Source organism: Kitasatospora sp. NPDC023118, from assembly GCF_055560875.1.
Genome location: NZ_JBVHHW010000015.1, coordinates 161010 through 177425 on the forward strand (window position 1 = coordinate 161010; position 16416 = coordinate 177425).

The 16416-nt window shown below is 72.3% G+C and carries 20 protein-coding genes; 9 read left to right on the forward strand and 11 right to left on the reverse strand.

From position 1 onward, the window contains the following. Nucleotides 1-172: 172 nt before the first annotated feature. From ACZ3UD_RS21125 to ACZ3UD_RS21140, 4 genes are all read right to left on the reverse strand, one after another. Nucleotides 173-949, reverse strand: coding sequence for a MerR family transcriptional regulator (locus ACZ3UD_RS21125; RefSeq protein ID WP_465589640.1), 777 nt, complete (start codon nt 947-949; stop codon nt 173-175). Nucleotides 950-1113: 164 nt separating this feature from the next. Further along, nucleotides 1114-2235: a serine hydrolase domain-containing protein gene (locus tag ACZ3UD_RS21130; protein WP_465589643.1), complete on the reverse strand. Its 1122-nt coding sequence runs from the start codon at nt 2233-2235 to the stop codon at nt 1114-1116. A 234-nt stretch (nt 2236-2469) separates the two neighbouring features. Next, nucleotides 2470-2844, reverse strand: a complete 375-nt coding sequence (locus ACZ3UD_RS21135; RefSeq protein ID WP_465589646.1) for a hypothetical protein — start codon at nt 2842-2844, stop codon at nt 2470-2472. Then, a complete protein-coding gene (locus ACZ3UD_RS21140; protein ID WP_465589649.1) occupies nt 2841-3188 on the reverse strand; it encodes a recombinase family protein in 348 nt (115 codons plus the stop codon). Before ACZ3UD_RS21140 ends, ACZ3UD_RS21135 begins: the two co-directional genes overlap by 4 nt. 106 nt (nt 3189-3294) lie before the next feature. Between ACZ3UD_RS21140 and ACZ3UD_RS21145 the strand changes: the two genes are divergently transcribed. The 5 genes from ACZ3UD_RS21145 (at nt 3295) to ACZ3UD_RS21165 (ending at nt 8149) form a co-directional block, all read left to right on the forward strand. Beyond that, nucleotides 3295-4119: a helix-turn-helix domain-containing protein gene (locus ACZ3UD_RS21145; protein ID WP_465589652.1), complete on the forward strand. Its 825-nt coding sequence runs from the start codon at nt 3295-3297 to the stop codon at nt 4117-4119. A 3-nt stretch (nt 4120-4122) separates the two neighbouring features. Continuing rightward, nucleotides 4123-4332, forward strand: coding sequence for a DUF397 domain-containing protein (locus tag ACZ3UD_RS21150; protein ID WP_465589655.1), 210 nt, complete (start codon nt 4123-4125; stop codon nt 4330-4332). Nucleotides 4333-4465: 133 nt separating this feature from the next. Next, nucleotides 4466-5494, forward strand: a complete 1029-nt coding sequence (locus ACZ3UD_RS21155; RefSeq protein WP_465589658.1) for a phosphotransferase family protein — start codon at nt 4466-4468, stop codon at nt 5492-5494. Further along, a complete protein-coding gene (locus ACZ3UD_RS21160) occupies nt 5494-6723 on the forward strand; it encodes an acyl-CoA dehydrogenase family protein (protein WP_465589661.1) in 1230 nt (409 codons plus the stop codon). The genes ACZ3UD_RS21155 and ACZ3UD_RS21160 overlap by 1 nt, the downstream gene beginning before the upstream one ends. Before the next feature lie 148 nt (nt 6724-6871). After that, complete coding sequence (locus tag ACZ3UD_RS21165; protein ID WP_465589664.1) at nt 6872-8149, forward strand: alpha/beta hydrolase family protein; 1278 nt, start codon at nt 6872-6874, stop codon at nt 8147-8149. Nucleotides 8150-8170: 21 nt separating this feature from the next. Here ACZ3UD_RS21165 and ACZ3UD_RS21170 read toward each other — a convergent pair whose 3' ends face one another. The 3 genes from ACZ3UD_RS21170 to ACZ3UD_RS21180 form a co-directional block, all read right to left on the reverse strand. Then, entirely contained in the window at nt 8171-8590 is a 420-nt protein-coding gene (locus ACZ3UD_RS21170; protein WP_465589667.1) for a TOBE domain-containing protein, read from the reverse strand. Between the two features lie 215 nt (nt 8591-8805). Further along, nucleotides 8806-9285, reverse strand: coding sequence for a ricin-type beta-trefoil lectin domain protein (locus ACZ3UD_RS21175; protein WP_465589670.1), 480 nt, complete (start codon nt 9283-9285; stop codon nt 8806-8808). A gap of 183 nt (nt 9286-9468) precedes the next feature. Next, nucleotides 9469-9882 carry a winged helix-turn-helix transcriptional regulator gene (locus ACZ3UD_RS21180; protein ID WP_465589673.1) on the reverse strand — a complete coding sequence of 138 codons (414 nt, stop codon included), beginning with the start codon at nt 9880-9882 and terminating at the stop codon, nt 9469-9471. Between the two features lie 81 nt (nt 9883-9963). Between ACZ3UD_RS21180 and ACZ3UD_RS21185 the strand changes: the two genes are divergently transcribed. After that, nucleotides 9964-10782 carry an NAD(P)H-binding protein gene (locus ACZ3UD_RS21185; protein WP_465589676.1) on the forward strand — a complete coding sequence of 273 codons (819 nt, stop codon included), beginning with the start codon at nt 9964-9966 and terminating at the stop codon, nt 10780-10782. 162 nt (nt 10783-10944) lie between these two features. On the opposite strand, the gene ACZ3UD_RS21190 is transcribed toward ACZ3UD_RS21185, so the two are convergent. Genes ACZ3UD_RS21190 through ACZ3UD_RS21200 form a run of 3 tightly spaced genes read right to left on the reverse strand, consistent with a single transcriptional unit; the run spans nt 10945 to nt 13453 of the window. Further along, nucleotides 10945-11916 carry an NADPH:quinone oxidoreductase family protein gene (locus ACZ3UD_RS21190; RefSeq protein ID WP_465589679.1) on the reverse strand — a complete coding sequence of 324 codons (972 nt, stop codon included), beginning with the start codon at nt 11914-11916 and terminating at the stop codon, nt 10945-10947. Further along, nucleotides 11913-12698 carry an SDR family oxidoreductase gene (locus ACZ3UD_RS21195; protein WP_465589682.1) on the reverse strand — a complete coding sequence of 262 codons (786 nt, stop codon included), beginning with the start codon at nt 12696-12698 and terminating at the stop codon, nt 11913-11915. The genes ACZ3UD_RS21190 and ACZ3UD_RS21195 overlap by 4 nt, the downstream gene beginning before the upstream one ends. Next, nucleotides 12695-13453: an SDR family oxidoreductase gene (locus ACZ3UD_RS21200; protein WP_465589685.1), complete on the reverse strand. Its 759-nt coding sequence runs from the start codon at nt 13451-13453 to the stop codon at nt 12695-12697. Before ACZ3UD_RS21200 ends, ACZ3UD_RS21195 begins: the two co-directional genes overlap by 4 nt. Nucleotides 13454-13668: 215 nt before the next feature. Between ACZ3UD_RS21200 and ACZ3UD_RS21205 the strand changes: the two genes are divergently transcribed. Then, entirely contained in the window at nt 13669-14295 is a 627-nt protein-coding gene (locus tag ACZ3UD_RS21205) for a TetR/AcrR family transcriptional regulator (protein WP_465589688.1), read from the forward strand. Nucleotides 14296-14350: 55 nt separating this feature from the next. Here ACZ3UD_RS21205 and ACZ3UD_RS21210 read toward each other — a convergent pair whose 3' ends face one another. Beyond that, complete coding sequence (locus ACZ3UD_RS21210; protein WP_465589690.1) at nt 14351-14983, reverse strand: LysE family transporter; 633 nt, start codon at nt 14981-14983, stop codon at nt 14351-14353. Between the two features lie 205 nt (nt 14984-15188). Between ACZ3UD_RS21210 and ACZ3UD_RS21215 the strand changes: the two genes are divergently transcribed. Both ACZ3UD_RS21215 and ACZ3UD_RS21220 read left to right on the forward strand, forming a co-directional pair. Continuing rightward, entirely contained in the window at nt 15189-15818 is a 630-nt protein-coding gene (locus tag ACZ3UD_RS21215; RefSeq protein WP_465589693.1) for a maleylpyruvate isomerase N-terminal domain-containing protein, read from the forward strand. A gap of 40 nt (nt 15819-15858) precedes the next feature. Continuing rightward, nucleotides 15859-16269 carry a hypothetical protein gene (locus tag ACZ3UD_RS21220; protein ID WP_465589694.1) on the forward strand — a complete coding sequence of 137 codons (411 nt, stop codon included), beginning with the start codon at nt 15859-15861 and terminating at the stop codon, nt 16267-16269. Nucleotides 16270-16416: the final 147 nt, after the last annotated feature.

Sequence of the window (16416 nt, forward strand, 5' to 3'; positions counted from 1 at the left end):
CGCACCGTACCTCCGCAAATAGGCCTACAGTTCGATCATCAGAACACTTTGATCGATGCCTGTCGAGGTGAGGACGGTTGCACCGGGGGCATTGAACCTGGGAGCGAGTTCCCCACGTTTCCCGGCGGCTGAGATGCTGCCGGACGCGGGGCCGATGTGCCGCAGGGCCCCGTCATCGGCGTGGGATGGGTACGCCTGCGGAGCGCAGTCTGGCCTCGGTGAGCGAGGTCAGGCGGGCTGAGACCGGGGCCTGGTCCCCGCGGTGGTTGTTGATCAGCCGGTACTGGGTGGAGGCCCTGGTCCAGGCCCGCTGGCTGGTGGGGTTCCCCAACTGCGCGGGATTGGCGAGGTAGTGGTCGGCCATGGCGGCCGCGAGTTCTTCGATCCTCGGGTCGTCCGGTTCCCAGGTCTCGGCCTCCTGGCCGCGCTTGGCCAGGTCGATGTACTCGGGGTCCTCCAACCGGTGTTCGAGCTGGGCCAGGAAGCCGTCGAAGCCCTCCGGCACCAGCACCCGGGCCAGCACCAGGGCCTCGCGCTGTGCGGCCACGTAGTCGGGGCCGAAGCCGAGGCCGGGCATCCGGTCCAGGATCGCGCAGGCACGCTCGGGCAGCAGGGCCCGGTCGCCTTCGGCGAGCCGGTGCAGCATGTCGAGACGCGCGACCAGGTCCGCGATCCGTTCGGTGAGCTGCTGCGCGACGTCGGCGAGGGCATCGGCGAACTGGCCGGCGTCGGCGTCGAGCAGCGGCCCGATCTCGGCCAGCGGCACCCCGGCGGCGGCCAGCGTCCGGACCTGCACCAGCCGCAGCAGCTCCTCCGATCCGTACCGCCGGTAGCCGGAGGCGTCGCGCCGCGGCTCGTCGACCAGCCCGTGCTGGTGGTAGTGCCGCACCGTCTTCACCGTGACGCCGACGAACGCCGCCGCCTGCCCGATCGTGACCCCGCTCGTCATCCGCTCAGCCTGCCTCGTGTTCGGGCTCGGCCACGACGCACAGCGTGGCCGAGCAGGTGGAGGGGCCGCGCCGAGCCTGTCCGGCCCGGCGCGGCCCCGGTTCGCGATCTGTCTGACGCACGACCGGAAGGGGCCGGCCCTCGAAGCGTACGGGCCCCGGGCGGTCAGCTCGTCGGCCGCTCCGGAGCGGCCTGCCCGCCGCCGAACACCTCGCAGACGAGCCGCTGTTGGGCGTTCTGGAATGCCGGTGCTATGGACATGTCGGCGTCGTCCACGTAGGTCAGCCCGGCGGTCAGGGTCGTGTTGCCGTCGGGCGTGCTGTACATCAGCGCCGCCGAGCCGATGGTGGCGCCGTTGTGGTGGAAGACGGTGCCGCCGCGCGGGCCCAGGTCCTGGGCGAACACCCCCAGGCCGTAGCCGATCGTCGCCTCCGGGGTACGCATCTCGGCCAGCAGTCCGGTCGGCAGGAGCCTGCCGCCCATCAGTGCGGAGAAGTACGTGTGCAGGTCCTGAGTGGTCGAGATCATGTCACCGCCGGCCGAAACCCAGGAAGGGTTGTGGCGGGTGACATCGACCGTCTTCTCCCGCCCGACGTCCTCGTAGCGGTAGTAGCCGTGGTTGTGAGGCCGGGGGATCTCCGGCGAGGTGCCCGGCGCCACGGTGCCGGTCATCCCCAGCGGACCCAGGATCAGCCGCCGCAGCTCCTCGGCGAATGACCGGCCGGTGACGCTCTCGATCACCAGCCGGGCGAGCACGTAGTTGGTGTTGGAGTAGCTCCAGCCCGACCCCGGCGCGAACCGCGTCGGCTTGGACAACGACAGCCGCACCAACTCCTCTGGCGGGTAGGTGTGGAATCGCCTGTCCACCCACTCCTTGCCCCGCCAGGGGACCCCGGGCGCGACCGTCCCGTCCTCGTAGAGCTCGCCGGTGTGGCTGAAGATCCCGCTGGTGTGCTGCAGCAGCATCCGCATCGTGATCCGCCGGTCCAGCCCGAACCCGGGCAGGTAGTCACCGGCCGGGGCGTCCAGGCCGATCCTGCCCTCGGCCACCAGCATGAGCACCGAGGCCGCGACGAAGTTCTTGGTGCTGCTGCCGATGCGGAAGTGCCCGTCGGTCAGCGGCTCGGCGCTCCGGCCCAGCTCGCGCGCGCCGGCGCTGCCGACCCACTCGCCCTGCTCGTCGTTCACCCGCAGCTGCACCCCGAGAAGACCGGACTCGACGATCTCCTCGATCGCCTTCTGCAGCTCCGGGCGATCCTGCCCCCGACCGGGGAGGGTGATGGACATGTTGCTCCTTCAGATCCGCTGTGCCCGCGTCGGCGTCGGGCCGTTGCGGCGAGCTTCCAGCCTGACCCAAGGTCAACCTCAACTGTGTTCCAGCTCACAGCCGATTTTTGAGGGACGGTCGAGGGAGCAGGACGTCGGCCCCGTCGGGTGACGGTCGCACCTCGCACGGGTCCGGCGGTGCACCCCGGTGCGCAGCGCGGAGCACCGGGGACATTGGACCTGGGAGCGCATTCCCTACGTTTCAGAGCGGCTGAGATGCCGCCGGAAGGCCTCGGCGCCCGCGCGGGTGTAGAAGCGCCGGATCCGGTCCGAGGAGCCCGGCATGCGCAGGTACTCGTGGTTGGCGAGGTCCCAGAGGCCCCAGCACTCCAGCTGGAGGAAGTGCGGGCTCGTGGAGTCGATCAGGCGGATCTCGTACGCGGTGCGCGGCGGCTCGTTCTTGCGGATCCAGGCCTGGGCGTGGGCGTAGGAGTAGAAGCGCAGCGGCTCTTCGGCCGGGGGGAGGGCCTTGACGAGGAGGTCGGTGCTGCGGTCGCGGATGACCCAGGCCTGGAAGGAGGCGCCGTGCGGGGCGTCGGCGGGGACGGCGGTGTAGCGGTCGGTTGTCATCGGCGGGTCGCCACCTGGATGAAGCCGGAGGCCTTCTCGACGCGCTCGGCGAACTCGTTGAACTCGCCGTCGATGGGGGAGATGGTGGCCTTGCTGGGGATGAGGATCGCGCCGGCGCGGTTTTCGAGGAGGCGCTGGAGGGCGGCCTGGAGCATGGGGCGGTGCTCGGGCCCCTTCACGGCGGCTTCGTCGTCCACGACGATCAGCGAGATGTCCCAGCGGAAGGCGTGGGCGTAGGCCTCGCACATGCGCAACTCGCGCTCGGGGAACCGGGAGTTGGTCTTGGCCAGGTAGATGACCACCTGGGGGCGGTGCAGGGTCTGCGGGGGCGTGGAGCAGCTCACCGCTCGCTCCTCTCTGTAGCGAAACGACTACCGGTGGTGTCCACTGTCGGCTAAGCTTGGGAATCGTTCAACTTGTCTGCGGCTCAAGTGGAATTGGATGTGAGCTGTGAACCGCAAGGAACTTGATCCAACGTCATCCCCTCGTGAGTCCTTCGGTGCACTGCTTCGCAGCTCGCGCGAGGCGTTGGGCTGGACCCAGCAGGATCTGGCCGCAGCCATGGGGTACTCGGACAGCTACATCTCGGCAGTGGAAACGGGCCGCAAGTCCACCAGTCGGGACTTCGTCAGGGCGGCCGACAAGGCGCTCGGGACGGGGCAGACGCTTGAGTTGATGTGGGTCGGGATGAGGCGGAAGGGGTTCCTGGAGGGCTTCCCCGAGCACGCTGGGCAGGAGGCCCGCGCGTCGGAGATCAGGATCTACGAACCGAACGTCATCCCTGGGCTCCTTCAGACCAAGGCCTATGCTTCCGCGATCGAAGCGGCAGCAGTGCAGCGAGGAAGCAGCACGCCGGACCAGGCTGAGGAGCGAGTGGGATTCCTTGTTGCGCGGCAGCGGCTGCTCAAGCGGCCTGAGCCGCCGGTCATCCATGCGGTGATAGATGAGAGTGGAATCCGCCGCCCGGTGGGCGGCGCCGAGACCATGCGTGCGCAGCTTGATCACCTGGCTGACATGGCATCCAAGCCGTATGTCATCTTCCAGGTGGCCCCGTTCAGCCTGGCCGAGCATGCCCCGTTCCGTTCCTTCGTCACTTTGTTGACGTTCGCCGACCGTTCTGTGGTCGGCTACACGGAATCTGCCGAGCATGGTTATGTCGTGCGGGAAGACAGGACTGTCAGGGCATGGGAAAGGGCCTACGATCGGTTGCAGGTGGAAGCGCTGACCAGAGCTGCGTCCCTCGACCTGATTCGCAAGGCCCGAAAGGAACTTTGACCCATGACCCGCCCAGACCTGTCCCGAGCTTCCTGGTTCAAGTCGTCGCACTCCGGTAACGGCGGTTCCTGTGTAGAGGTATCGCCCGACTTCCCTGGTGTGGTTCCGGTCCGTGACTCGAAGGACCCGGAAGGGCCCGCGCTCGTCTTCCCGCTCGATGTGTGGCGGTCCTTCGTCGCCGCGACCGCCTCCGGCGAGTTCGGCGACTTCTGATCTCTGACCTGGCCGACGAGCCCCCGGACCGCTTGGTCCGGGGGCTCGTCGCATTGACAGGGGGCCTCCTTCGGCTTGATGCTAAGCAAGCGCTTAGTCAACGAGACGGAACCGACCTCCTAGGAGCCGCCCGATGCCCGACGCCCCCGCCGACCCGCCGGGCCTGGACCTGGCTCGCCTCCGCACCCACCTGGACCGCGAGCTGCCCGGTGCCGTCCAGGGCCCGCTGCGTGCCGACCTCATCGAGGGGGGCCGCTCCAACCTCACGTACGTCCTCACCGATGGCGTGTCCCGTTGGGTCCTTCGCCGTCCCCCGCTCGGGCACGTCCTGGCGACCGCCCACGACATGGGCCGCGAGCACCGCGTCATGTCCGCCCTGCGCGGCACGGGCGTGCCCGTTCCCCGCATGCTGCTGATCGACCACGACACCGACGTGCTCGGCGCGCCCTGGTACCTCATGGAGTACGTCACCGGCACGGCGCACCGGGACCGCGAAACGCTGGCCACGCTCGGTGAGCAGCGCGTCAACGCGCTCGGCCGCCGTCTGGTCGAGACCCTGGCCGCCCTGCACCGGATCGACCCGGCCGCCGTCGGCCTCGCCGACTTCGGACACCCCGATGGCTACCTGGAGCGCCAGCTGCGCCGCTGGTCCAAGCAGCTCGCCGCCTCCCGCAGCCGCGACCTCCCCGACCTCGACCGGCTGCACGCCCTGCTCGCCGAGCGCCTGCCGACCTCGCCTGCGCCCGCCCTGGTGCACGGCGACTACCGGCTGGACAACGTCCTGGTCGACGACAGCGACACGATCACCGCCGTGCTCGACTGGGAGATGTCCACCCTCGGGGACCCGCTCACCGACATCGGCCTGCTCGTGATGTACACCGAGCTCGCCGGCGTCGGCGGCGGCATCATCCCCTCCGCCATGACCGCCCCCGGCTTTCCCAAGCCCGACGAAATCGTCTCCTACTACGCCGAGTTGACCGGACGCCAAGCCGCCGACCTCGACTGGTACGTGGCCTTCGCCTCGTTCAAGCTCGCCGCCGTCGCCGAGGGCATCTACTTCCGCTTCCAGCAGGGCCGCACCCTGGGCGCCGGGTTCGAGCGCGCGGGCGAGATGGCCCCGATCCTCGCCCGGCACGGCCTGAGCACCCTCAAGGAGAACTGATGGACTTCGCCTACGACGCCCGGACGAACGAACTCCGCGAGCAGCTGCTCGCCTTCATGGACGAGCACGTCTACCCGGCCGAGCCCGTCCTCGCCCAGCAACTCGCCGACCCGGCCCGCGGAGCCTGGGCCGTCCCGCCGGTGATCGCCGAGCTCAAGACCGAGGCCCGCAAGCAGGGCCTGTGGAACCTGTTCTTTGTGGACAAGCACAGCATCCCCGGCGAGCACGGCGCCGGGCTGACCAACCTCCAGTACGCCCCGCTCGCCGAAATCACCGGCCGCAGCCCCCAGTTGGCCCCGCCCGCGCTCAACTGCGCCGCCCCCGACACCGGCAACATGGAGCTGCTCGCCGAGTTCGGCAGCGCCGAGCAGAAGGAGCGCTGGCTGCGCCCGCTGCTGGACGCCGAGATCCGCTCCGCCTTCGCGATGACCGAGCCCGAGGTGGCCTCCTCGGACGCCACCAACGTCGCCACCCGGATCGTCCGGGACGGCGACGAGTACGTGATCAACGGCCGCAAGTGGTACATCACCGGGGCGATGAACCCGGACTGCAAGATTCTGATCGTGATGGGCAAAACGGACCCGGACGCCGACCCGCACCGTCAGCAGAGCATGATCCTCGTCCCGCGCGACACCCCGGGTGTCACCTTCAAACGCGGCATGACGGTCTTCGGCTACGACGACTCCGACCACGGCGGCCACGCCGAGGTGCTCTTCGAGGACGTCCGGGTGCCGGTGGAGAACCTGATCGGCGAGGAGGGCACGGGCTTCGCCATCGCCCAGGCCCGGCTCGGCCCCGGCCGCATCCACCACTGCATGCGCGCCATCGGCATGGCCGAGCGGGCGTTGGAGCTGATGTGCCGCCGGACCAGCGCGCGCGTCGCCTTCGGCCGTCCGCTCGCCGAGCAGGGCGTGATCCAGGACTGGATCGCCGAATCCCGGGTCCGCATCGAGCAGTTGCGGCTGCTCGTCCTCAAGACCGCCTGGCTGATGGACACCGTCGGCAACCGCGGCGCGCACACCGAGATCCAGGCCATCAAGATCGCCACCCCGATCACCGTCGAGTGGATCCTCGACAAGGCCGTCCAGGCCCACGGCGCCGGCGGCACCGGCCAGGACACTCCGCTCGCCCAGCTCTGGGCCGGCGTCCGCAGCCTGCGCCTCGCCGACGGGCCGGACGAGGTGCACAAGCGCTCGCTGGCCCGCCGGGAGCTCAAGAGGTACCGGTGACCCGCAACCGGTGACCCGAAGGCGTCATACCTGGGAACCAGGGGTGAGTTGGCTCCACGGTATGACGGCCGTGGCCCGTCCGCGCCCGTACTGTCTCCCGCATGCCAGGTCGATACGGAGAGATCGGCCGGAGATGAGGAGAGACGTGATGGTCAGGCGGGGACGGGCTGTGGCGGCGGTACTGCTGGCAGCGTCGGCAGCGCTCGGATTGGCGGGCGCGCCCGGGGCGCTGGCGGCGCCCGAGGACACCGGCGGCCAGCGGCACGCCACAGCGTGGCTGCCGCAGCCGACCGGGCCGTACCCGATCGGCACCACCACTGTGCAACTGACCGACAAGGAGCGGGAGTTCCCGCTGAGGCCCGGGCGGCCCCGCGAGCTGATGATCAGCTTCTGGTACCCGACCGCCCGCCCCGCCACCGGCGGCGACCGCGCCCGCTACATGGAACCCGCCGCGGCCGCGCACTTCGGCGGCGCCGGGAGCGTCGGCCGGGCGAACTACGGCTTCGAAGCCGGCCGCACCGACTGGGCCGACGTCCGCACCCACGCGCGCGCCGACGCGCCCGCCCTCGCCGGCGGCAGGCGCCCCGTGGTGCTGTACTCGCCCGGCCTCGGCGACCCGCGCACCTGGGGCACCGCCCTGGTCGAGGACCTCGCCTCGCGCGGCTACGTCGTGGTCACCGTCGACCACACCTGGGAGGCCTCCGAGGTCCAGTTCCCGGGCGGCGACCTGGCGACCTCCGTCTTCCCCGACCTGATGGGCCGACCCGACCTGGACATCGGGGCCGTGCTGCGCACCTCGCTCCAGACCCGCGTCGACGACACCCGCTTCGTGCTCGACCAGCTCGCCGGGCTGCGCCGCGACCGCAGCCTGCCGGCCGGCCTCGCCGACTCGCTCGACCTCGACCGGATCGGCATGGTCGGTCACTCGGCGGGCGGCTTCACCGCCTTGCAGACCATGCACGACGACCCCCGCATCGCGGCCGGGATCAACCTGGACGGGCAGCTGCACTTCCCCGGCCCGGACGGCAATAACGGTGTCTTCCTGCCCAGCGTCGCCCAGGACGGCCTGGACCGTCCCTTCCTGCTGATGGGCACGCGGAACGCGGACTCCGGCAGCTACCACCAGCAGCCCGGCTGGGACGCCCTATGGCAGCACAGCACCGGCTGGCACGCCGACCTCACCCTCGACGGGTCCCGGCACGGGTCCTACACCGACGCGCAGTCCCTGCTCCCGCAGCTCGCCCGCCAGGGCGCGATCAGCCCCGAGAAGCTGGCCGAGGACGTCGGCGACATCCGCCCCGACCGCGCCGAGCTGGCCACCCGAAGCTACGTCGCCTCCTTCTTCGACCGCTGGCTGCGTGGCCACGACGACCACCTGCTGGACGGGCCCTCGGCGCGGTTCCCGGAGATGACGTACGAGCGGTAGGGGCGCCTTGTCCGCGGTGGGTCAGGCCGTGGCGAGCGAGACCTCGGTGGACTTGATGAGCGCGACGACCGACGAGCCGGCTGCCAGCCCGAGTGCGGTCACGGCGTCCTTGGTGATGGCCGCGGTCAACTCACCGCCTTCGACGGACACCTTCACCGTCGCCATGGCGGCCCCCGCCGCCACGTCGACCACCGTGCCGGGGATCTGGTTGCGGATGCTCAGACCGGCCACCGGTCCGGTCGCGAGCGAGACCTCCGTGGACTTCACCATGGCGCGCACGGCAGCGCCCTCGGCGAGCCCGAGGTCCTTCACGGCGTCCGCGGTGACGGCCGCCGTGATCTCCTGACCGCCGTCCAGACGGGCTTTCACCGTCGCCATGGCGTCACCGATGGTGACGGAGGTGACCGTGCCGGGGAACTGATTGCGGATGCTCAGGCTCATGGAAGCCGGCCTCACGGGAGAGGGGGCAGGAACTCCTCCTGCCTTGCGTTGACCACCGTAATCACGTGGCCAGGAGCCTGCAGAAGGCTCCTCGCGCGTGCGAGTGGGCAACCCCGAATCCACCCGCAGATCGGAGCCCACGAATTCTCGGTGCACGGCACTGCGCGGGAAGTCGGCCGGGCCGACTTCCCGCGCAGTGGCACGGCAGTGGGGTGTCAGGCGAGCGCCAGGCTGATCTGGTCGTTGAAGACCACCCAGTGCTGGCCGGGGTCGGTGATGTTGCACGGCTTCGTGCCGACGTTCGGGGTGCCCCAGGAATTGGCGAGGCAGTAGGCCGGGTCGAAGGTGAGGGAGATCTGCTCGCCCGAGACCGTCCAGTACTGCCCCGGGTCGCTGGAGTTGCACGGCTTCGTGGAGACGAACGGGCTCTGCCACGTGTTGGCGAGGCAGTAGCCCCGCGCGTTGGTGAGGGAGATCTGCTCGCCCGAGAGGGTCCAGTGCTGGCCGGGGTCGCTGGAGTTGCACGGCTTCGTGCTGATGTTCGGGGTCTGCCAGGTGTTGGCGAGGCAGTAGAGCCCGGGGGTGCGCGAGGTCGCGTGGGTGGTGTCGGAGGCCCCCGCCTGACCGGCGGGCAGGAAGGAGGCCGTCAGCGCCAGCGTGGCGACGGCGAGCGTCTTGCGGAGGGCGATTGCCATGAGGCAGTTCCGTTTCTCGCTGCGGTTCGTGCGGTTCGCGCACAACCATGGTGTGATTTCGCAGCTCAGGCCCGAGTGCGAGCTAATTGGAGCACCGATCGTCAGCGAACGAGTAGAGCCTCGCGGTGAGTTCATTCGAACGAAGTCAGGGGCGATCCGGCGTTGACACCGCCGGTCGCGGCACTAGCGGATCTCCGAGCCCGGGTTGGCCTCGTCCCAGGCCGCGCGCGAGTCGACGATCGCGTCGTGGTGGTCGTAGGACCAGTCCACCATCGCCCGCACCAGGTGGGTCAGGCTGTGCCCGAGCGGCGTCAGCTCGTACTCCACCTGCGGCGGGACGGTCGGGTGGACGGTCCGCGACACCAGGCCGTCGCGCTCCAGCCGGCGCACCGTCAGGGTCAGCATCCGCTGCGAGATCCCCGGCAGCGCCCGCTGCAGCTCCCGGAACCGCCGTACGCCCTGGGCGAGTTCGACCACGGCCAGCACCGACCACTTGTCGCCGAGCCGGTTCAGCAGGTCGCGGATCCCGCAGTCGACGCCGTCCTCGCACCACACGACGGGACGGCGGGTGGTTACCGCGGTGTGCCCTACTGACATGGAAGTGCCTCCTTACGCCTGACGTCCAGGCTATCGAGGATGGTCGCGTAGCCAACGGCCGATCATCCCTGGAGGGGAACCATGCTGCTCGTCACCGGTGTCAACGGAGGTCTCGGCGCCCTCGTGCTGGAGAAGCTCGGCGCGCGTGAGGGTGTCGTCGCGGGGAGCCGGATGCCCGAGCGGGTGCCGGCCGAGGTGCCAGCCCGGCTGGTGGACTTCGACCGGCCGGAGACCCTGGCGGAGGCCTTCGCCGGGGTGACGACCCTGCTGCTGATCTCGGCCGGCGCCGCCGAGGACGACGTGGTGATCGCCCGGCACGGCGCGGCGATCGAGGCGGCGGAGAAGGCGGGCGTCGAGCACGTCGTCTACACCAGCCTCTCCGGCGACGGCGACCACCTGCCGTACGCCCTCGCGCACCGCTGGACCGAGCGGCGGCTGCGCGAATCCACCACGCTGCGCTGGACGGTGCTGCGCAACGGCCTCTACGCGGAGCTGCTGGCCGCGATCGCCGCGCCCGGCCCGGACGGGGTGATCACCGCGCCGCTCGGTGACGGGCGGCTGGCGGCGGTGGCCCGGGCGGACCTCGCCGAGGTGGCGGTGAACGTCGCCCTGGCGCCGGCCGCCCACGCGGGCCGCACCTACGAGCTGGTGGGGGAGCGGGCGGTGGGCGGTGCGGAGGTGGCCCAGGTGCTCGGCGCGGAGTACCGCCCGGGCGGGCTGGGGGAGGCCCGGACGGCGGTGGCGGCCTCGGACGCGCTGGACTTCCAGGTGCCGATGGTGGTGGGCACCTGCTCCGCGATCGCCCACGGCTTCCTGGCCGGGCCGGGCGGGCCGGGCGACCTGGCGGCGCTGCTCGGCCGCCCGCCGCGCCCGGCCCTGGACGTCATCGCGGGGCGCTGATTTCGTCGGCGGCTTTCGCGACCCAGTCGGGTAGCGGTTCGCGGCAGGCCGGCCAGACCTGCGGCACCCGCGCCGGTCCGGTGCGGGCCGCGACCACCCCGCCGGTGACGGCGCAGGTGGTGCCCCGGCCCGCTACGTCCCGGCCCGTTACGTCCCGGCCCGCTACTCCCCGAGGACGGCGATCCGGCCGGTGCTCAGTCCGTCGGCCACCCGCTGGACGGCGTCCGCGGCGCCGGCCAGCGGCACCCGGGCACTGATCAGCGGCCGGACCACGCCCTGCTCGGCGAGCTTGGTGAGCTCGTCGTGGGCGGCGCGGACCGCGCGCGGGTCGTGGGTGTTGTAGAGGCCCCAGTGCAGGCCCAGGATCGAGTAGTTCTTCACCAGTGCGTGGTTGAGCGCCGGCGCCGGGATCTGCCCGGCGGCGAATCCGACCACCACGATCCGGCCCTCGAAGGCGACGCACTTGGCGGAGCCGGTGTAGGCGTCGCCGCCGACCGGGTCGAAGACCACGTCCGCACCGCGCCCACCGGTGGCCTGCTTGACGGCGGCGACGAAGTCCTCGGCCGTCCGGTCCACCACCAGGTCGGCGCCCAGCGAACGCGCAGTCTCCGCCTTGGCCGCGCCGCCGACCACGGCGATCACCCGCGCCCCGGCGGCCCGGCCCAGCTGCACCGCCGCGCTGCCGACCCCGCCGGCCGCCGCGTGCACCAGCAGGGTCTCGCCGGCCCGCAGCCGGGCCCGGCGGTGCAGGGCGAACCAGGCGGTCTGGTAGCCGATGTGCAGCGCGGCCGCCTCGGCGTCGTCCAGCGCCTCGGGCGCCGGGAACGCGGCCGCGGCGTCCAGCAGCGCGTACTCGGCGAAGGCGCCGTGCGGCAGCACCGGGTTGCCGATCACCCGCTCGCCCCGCCGGGCGCCGTCCGCGACCTCGCCGCACAGCTCCACGCCGGGCGTGAACGGCAGCGGCGGGCGGACCTGGTAGTGCCCGCGCACCATCAGGGCGTCCGGGAAGTTCACCGCCGCCGCCCTGACCCGGACCAGCAGCTGGCCCGGGCCGGCCACCGGCCGGGGCACATCCCCGGCGAGCCGCATCGCCGCGGCCGGCTCGCCGAGCTCACCCACCTGCCAGGCCCTCACAGTGCCCCGTCCCTCTCCAGGCCCTGCTGGAGCCGGTTCATCCCGGCGATCCAGCGCTCCGGTTCGCTCGCCCGGACGCGGTAGTACTCGGCGACCTCCGGGTGCGGCAGGATCAGGAAGCGGTCGTGGCGCAGCGCGTCCATCACCTCCTCGGCGACGTCCCCCGGGTCCAGCGCCGTCGGGGCGAGCAGGGCCTCGCCGACCGGGCCGGTCGAGGCCAGCATGTCGGTGCGCACGCCCTGCGGGCAGAGCGCGTGCACCCGGATGCCCCGGTGCCGGTAGGTGGCGCAGAGCCATTCGGCGAAGGCGAGCGCGCCGTGCTTGCTGACCGCGTACGGGGCCGAGCCGAGCATGGTGAGCAGCCCGGCGGCGGAGACGGTGGCCAGGAAGCGGCCGTTGCCGCGCTCCAGCCAGCGGGGGAGCAGCAGCTCGGCGGCCCGCACGTGCGCCATCACGTTGACCTCCCAGGCGCTGGCCCAGGCCGCGGCGGGGGCGTCGGCGCCGCCGACCGGGGCGACGCCCGCGTTGGCGCACCACAGGTCGATCTCGCCGAGCGCGGCGCGGGCCCGGCCGACCAGGGTGGTCAGACCGGTGGCGGAGGCGGCGTCGCCGGGCAGGGCGGTGCCACCGCACTCCTCGGCGATCTTGTGGGCGGCCTCGGCGTCCAGGTCGTTGACCACGACCCGGGCGCCGGCCTCGGCGAAGGCCTTGGCCAGGGCGGCGCCGATGCCCCGGCCGGCGCCGGTCACCACCACGCCCTGGCCGGCCAGGTCGTCCGTCACAGGCCACCGCCGAGGGTGACGCCGCCGTCCACCACCAGGGTCTGGCCGGTGATCCAGCCGGCGTCGGTGGAGAGCAGGAAGGCGACCGCGCCCGCGACGTCCGCGGGGACGCCGAGCCGGCCCAGCGGGTACGCCTTGGTGACCTTCTCCTCCCGGCCCTCGTACAGCGCCTCGGCGAACTTGGTCTTCACCACGGCGGGGGCGACGGCGTTGACCCGGATGCCCTGCGGGCCCAGCTCGGCGCCGAGTTCGACGGTGAGCCGGATCAGGGCGGCCTTGCTGACGCCGTACATGCCGATCCCGGCCGAGGCGCGGATGCCGGCGACCGAGGCGACGTTGACGACCGAGCCGCCGTGCTCGCCCATCCACGCGGCGTGCGCACGGCGGATCCAGGCCAGCGGGCCGAGCACGTTGACGGCCATGATCTTGGCGGCGGCCGCGTCGTCGGTCTCCAGTGCCGGCCCGTAGACCGGGTTGATGCCGGTGTTGTTGACCAGGTGGTCGAGTCGGCCGAAGGCCTCCAGGGTGCGGGCAATCGCCTCTTCCTGGTGGGCCGGGTCGTCGGCCTTGCCCGCGACGGCGATCGCGTTGTCCGGGCCGCCCAGGTCGGCGACGGCCTCGGCGAGCGGCTCCGCGTTGCGGGCGGTGAGGCAGACCTTGGCGCCGCGATCGACCAGCTCGCGGGCGATGCCGAGGCCGATACCCCGGCTCGATCCGGTGACGACGGCCACCTGGCCCTTGAAGGAGTGCACCACGGAGGGTCCTGCCTTTCGCGCGAGGATCCAGAATCCGGAGTCCTGGATCCTGGATCCTGAGGGGACGGTCGCTGACTAAGCGCTTGCTCAGCATGCTGTCGGTGCGGGAACCTGTCAACAGTCGGCGGGAGCCACAGCCTGCCGGCTGACCGGCCCGACGGTCCGCCGAGCGGTCGGCAGGAATGCCTGTACGAGTCTTCTGGGAGGATGGCGCCATGACCAGAACGCCCATCGCCGACCTCTGGCCGGCCCTGCCCGGCGCCGACACCCGCCCCGAGGCGGCGTACCGGCTGCTCCAGGCGGCCGTCGAGTCGTTCGCGGAGCGCGGCTTCCACGCCACCACCACCCGGGACATCGCCACCGCGGCCGGGATGAGCCCGGCCGCGCTGTACATCCACTACCAGTCCAAGGCCGCGCTGCTCGCCGAGATCAGCCAGGCCGGGCACGCCGCCACGCTGGCCCTGGTCCGGGCGGCGGCGGCCGGGGACGGCGGCCCGGCCGAGCGGATGCGGCGCCTGGTCGAGGAGTTCACCGTCTGGCACGCCCGGGCCCGGACGGTCGGCCGGGTGGTCAACTACGAGCTGCACGCGCTGCCCGAGGACGCCTACGCGGTGGTCGCGGCGCTGCGGCTGGACATCGAGCGCGAGGTCAGCACGCTGATCGAGGCGGGCGTGACGGCGGGCGAGTTCGAGGTCTCGGAGGTGCGCACGGCGGCCCGCGCGGTCACCTCGCTGGGCATCGACGTCTCCCGCTGGTACACCGATCGCTCCACCGAGACACCGGAGGAACTCGGGCGTCGCTACGGCGAGTTGGTGCTGCGGATGCTCGGCGCCCAGGTCTGACCGGCCCGTCGGGAGGGCCCGTCGGGAGGACCCCTCAGGCCTGAGGGCCGCGGGCTCACGCCGCGCCGATCAGCAGGCGGACGGCGAGCCAGCCGACCAGGGCGGCCGAGCCGAGGGCGGTGAGCAGGCGGCCGCGGGGGCCGGTGAGCGCCCGGCCGAGCAGCGCGCCGCCGGAGGCGAGCAGCAGCTGCCAGCTGGCGGAGGCGGCGAAGGCCGCGGCGGTGAACACCGCCCGGGCGAGCGGGCCCGAGGTGGCGCCGTCTCGGCTCCCGCTGCCCAGGACGAGGGCGGCGAAGTAGAGCACGGTCAGCGGGTTGAGCAGGGTGATCCCGAGCAGGGTGAGGTAGGCGCGGAGCGGGCCGGGCGGTGCCTCGGCCGCGAGGGTGGCGGTCGTCCGGCGGCTGCGCAGGGCGGTGGCGGCGGTGCGGGCGGCGAGCGCGAGCAGCACCAGGGCGGAGGCGAGTTGCAGCGGTCGGGCGAGCGGTTCGAGCAGCGGCGCCAGGCCGGTGCCGCCGACGGCCGCGAGCAGCGCGTACAGCCCGTCCGCGGTGGCCACGCCGAGCGCGGCGCAGGCGCCGGTGCGCAGAGAGGTGCGCGCGGTGAGCGAGACCAGGTAGGCCCCGACGGCACCCACCGGTACGGCCACGCCGTACCCGGCGAGCAGCCCCGCGACCAGCGCGGCGCTCACGCGTGGGCGCGGTCGGGCCTCCGGGGACGGCCGGGCTGCTGCTGGACCGGGGCCGGGCGTGCGGGGGCGGTCACGGGCAGCGGGCGGGCGGGGGTGTCGGGCATGCGCCGATCGTGGCGGCCGGAACACCAGGGCGGCAAGTGGTTTTCCGCGGCCGCCGGGTAGCGTGGGGAGCTCCGGTGGCCACGTGTGCGAAGGAGATCCGATGTCCAGTCAGAACGATACCGTGCGCGCCATGTTGGCGGAGGCCTGGGCCTCCTGGGCCGAGCGCGGCGCGGCCCTGGCGGCGGAGGACTGGGACCGGCCCACCCGGCTGCCCGACTGGACCGTCCGGGAGCTGTACGCGCACGTGGCGCCGGTGCCGGAGATGTTCACCGGGCTGCGGGTGGCGGTGCTGGACGGCCCGGCCGAGGTGACGAGCGGGGCGGGCGTCCTGCGGGCGTTCAACCGGCCGGGCGGGATCGCCCACACCGCTGCCGGACAGGTCGCCGACACGGCCAAGCAGGTGGCCAAGGCGGCCGAACCGGCCGCGCTGATCGCCCGGTTCGGCGTCGACGGCCCGGCCGCGCTGGCCGGACTCGCCGACCTGCCGCCCAGCACGGTGGTGGCGCACCCGCTGCTCGGCAGTGCCACGGTAGGGGCGCTGGGCGAGGTGGCGCTGATGGAGGCGACCGTCCACCTGCTCGACCTGATCGCGGCGGTCGGCGGTCCGGCGCCCGCCGAAGGGGCCCTGAACTTCACCCGGGACCTGCTGGCCGAGGTCGCCGATCCGGTGGCCTTCATCGAGGCGGCGGCGGGCCGCAGTTCGGCACCGGTGCTGCCGGTGATCCGCTGACCCGGCCGTCCCTTCTGTGTCGTTCTCGCTGGTCAGTCGTATGATCTGCACCAGGAAACGACAGCAGTGGGGGGCGTCAGTGGACTCGTTGTGGAACCTGTGGTGGCTGGTGCCCGCCGTGCTCTACGGCGGCGGGTCGGTCGCCGGCCGGGTGCGCAAGGGGCTGAAGGTCCGTCACAAGCGCAAGCTCGAACTGCTCGACGCCCAGCACCGCCGGCGCCTCGCGCTGGAGGAGGCCAACCGCCCGCCCGAGCCGGTCTGCGGCTGCACCCACCACCTGGCCAAGCACGACAAGCAGGGCCGCTGCCACGAGGTGGTCGAGACGCCCACCGCCTGGGACGCCGACCGCCGGCCGGTGCGCTACGAACCGGGGCAGTGCAACTGCCAGCAGTACGTGGGCCCGGAGCCGCTGGGCACGGTGTTCGCCCCGGTGCTGGTCGACCCGCGCTGATCGGCTCACGCTGACTGGCTCGTGCTGAACGGGGAGCGGCCGCCGCACCCACGGGTGCGGCGGCCGCTCGTTCGCGTCAGCGGAGCGCGAGCGCGCTCAGGCGGTCGGAGGTGCGGGTCGTGGCAGCGCCGCGGTAGGCGGCCCGTA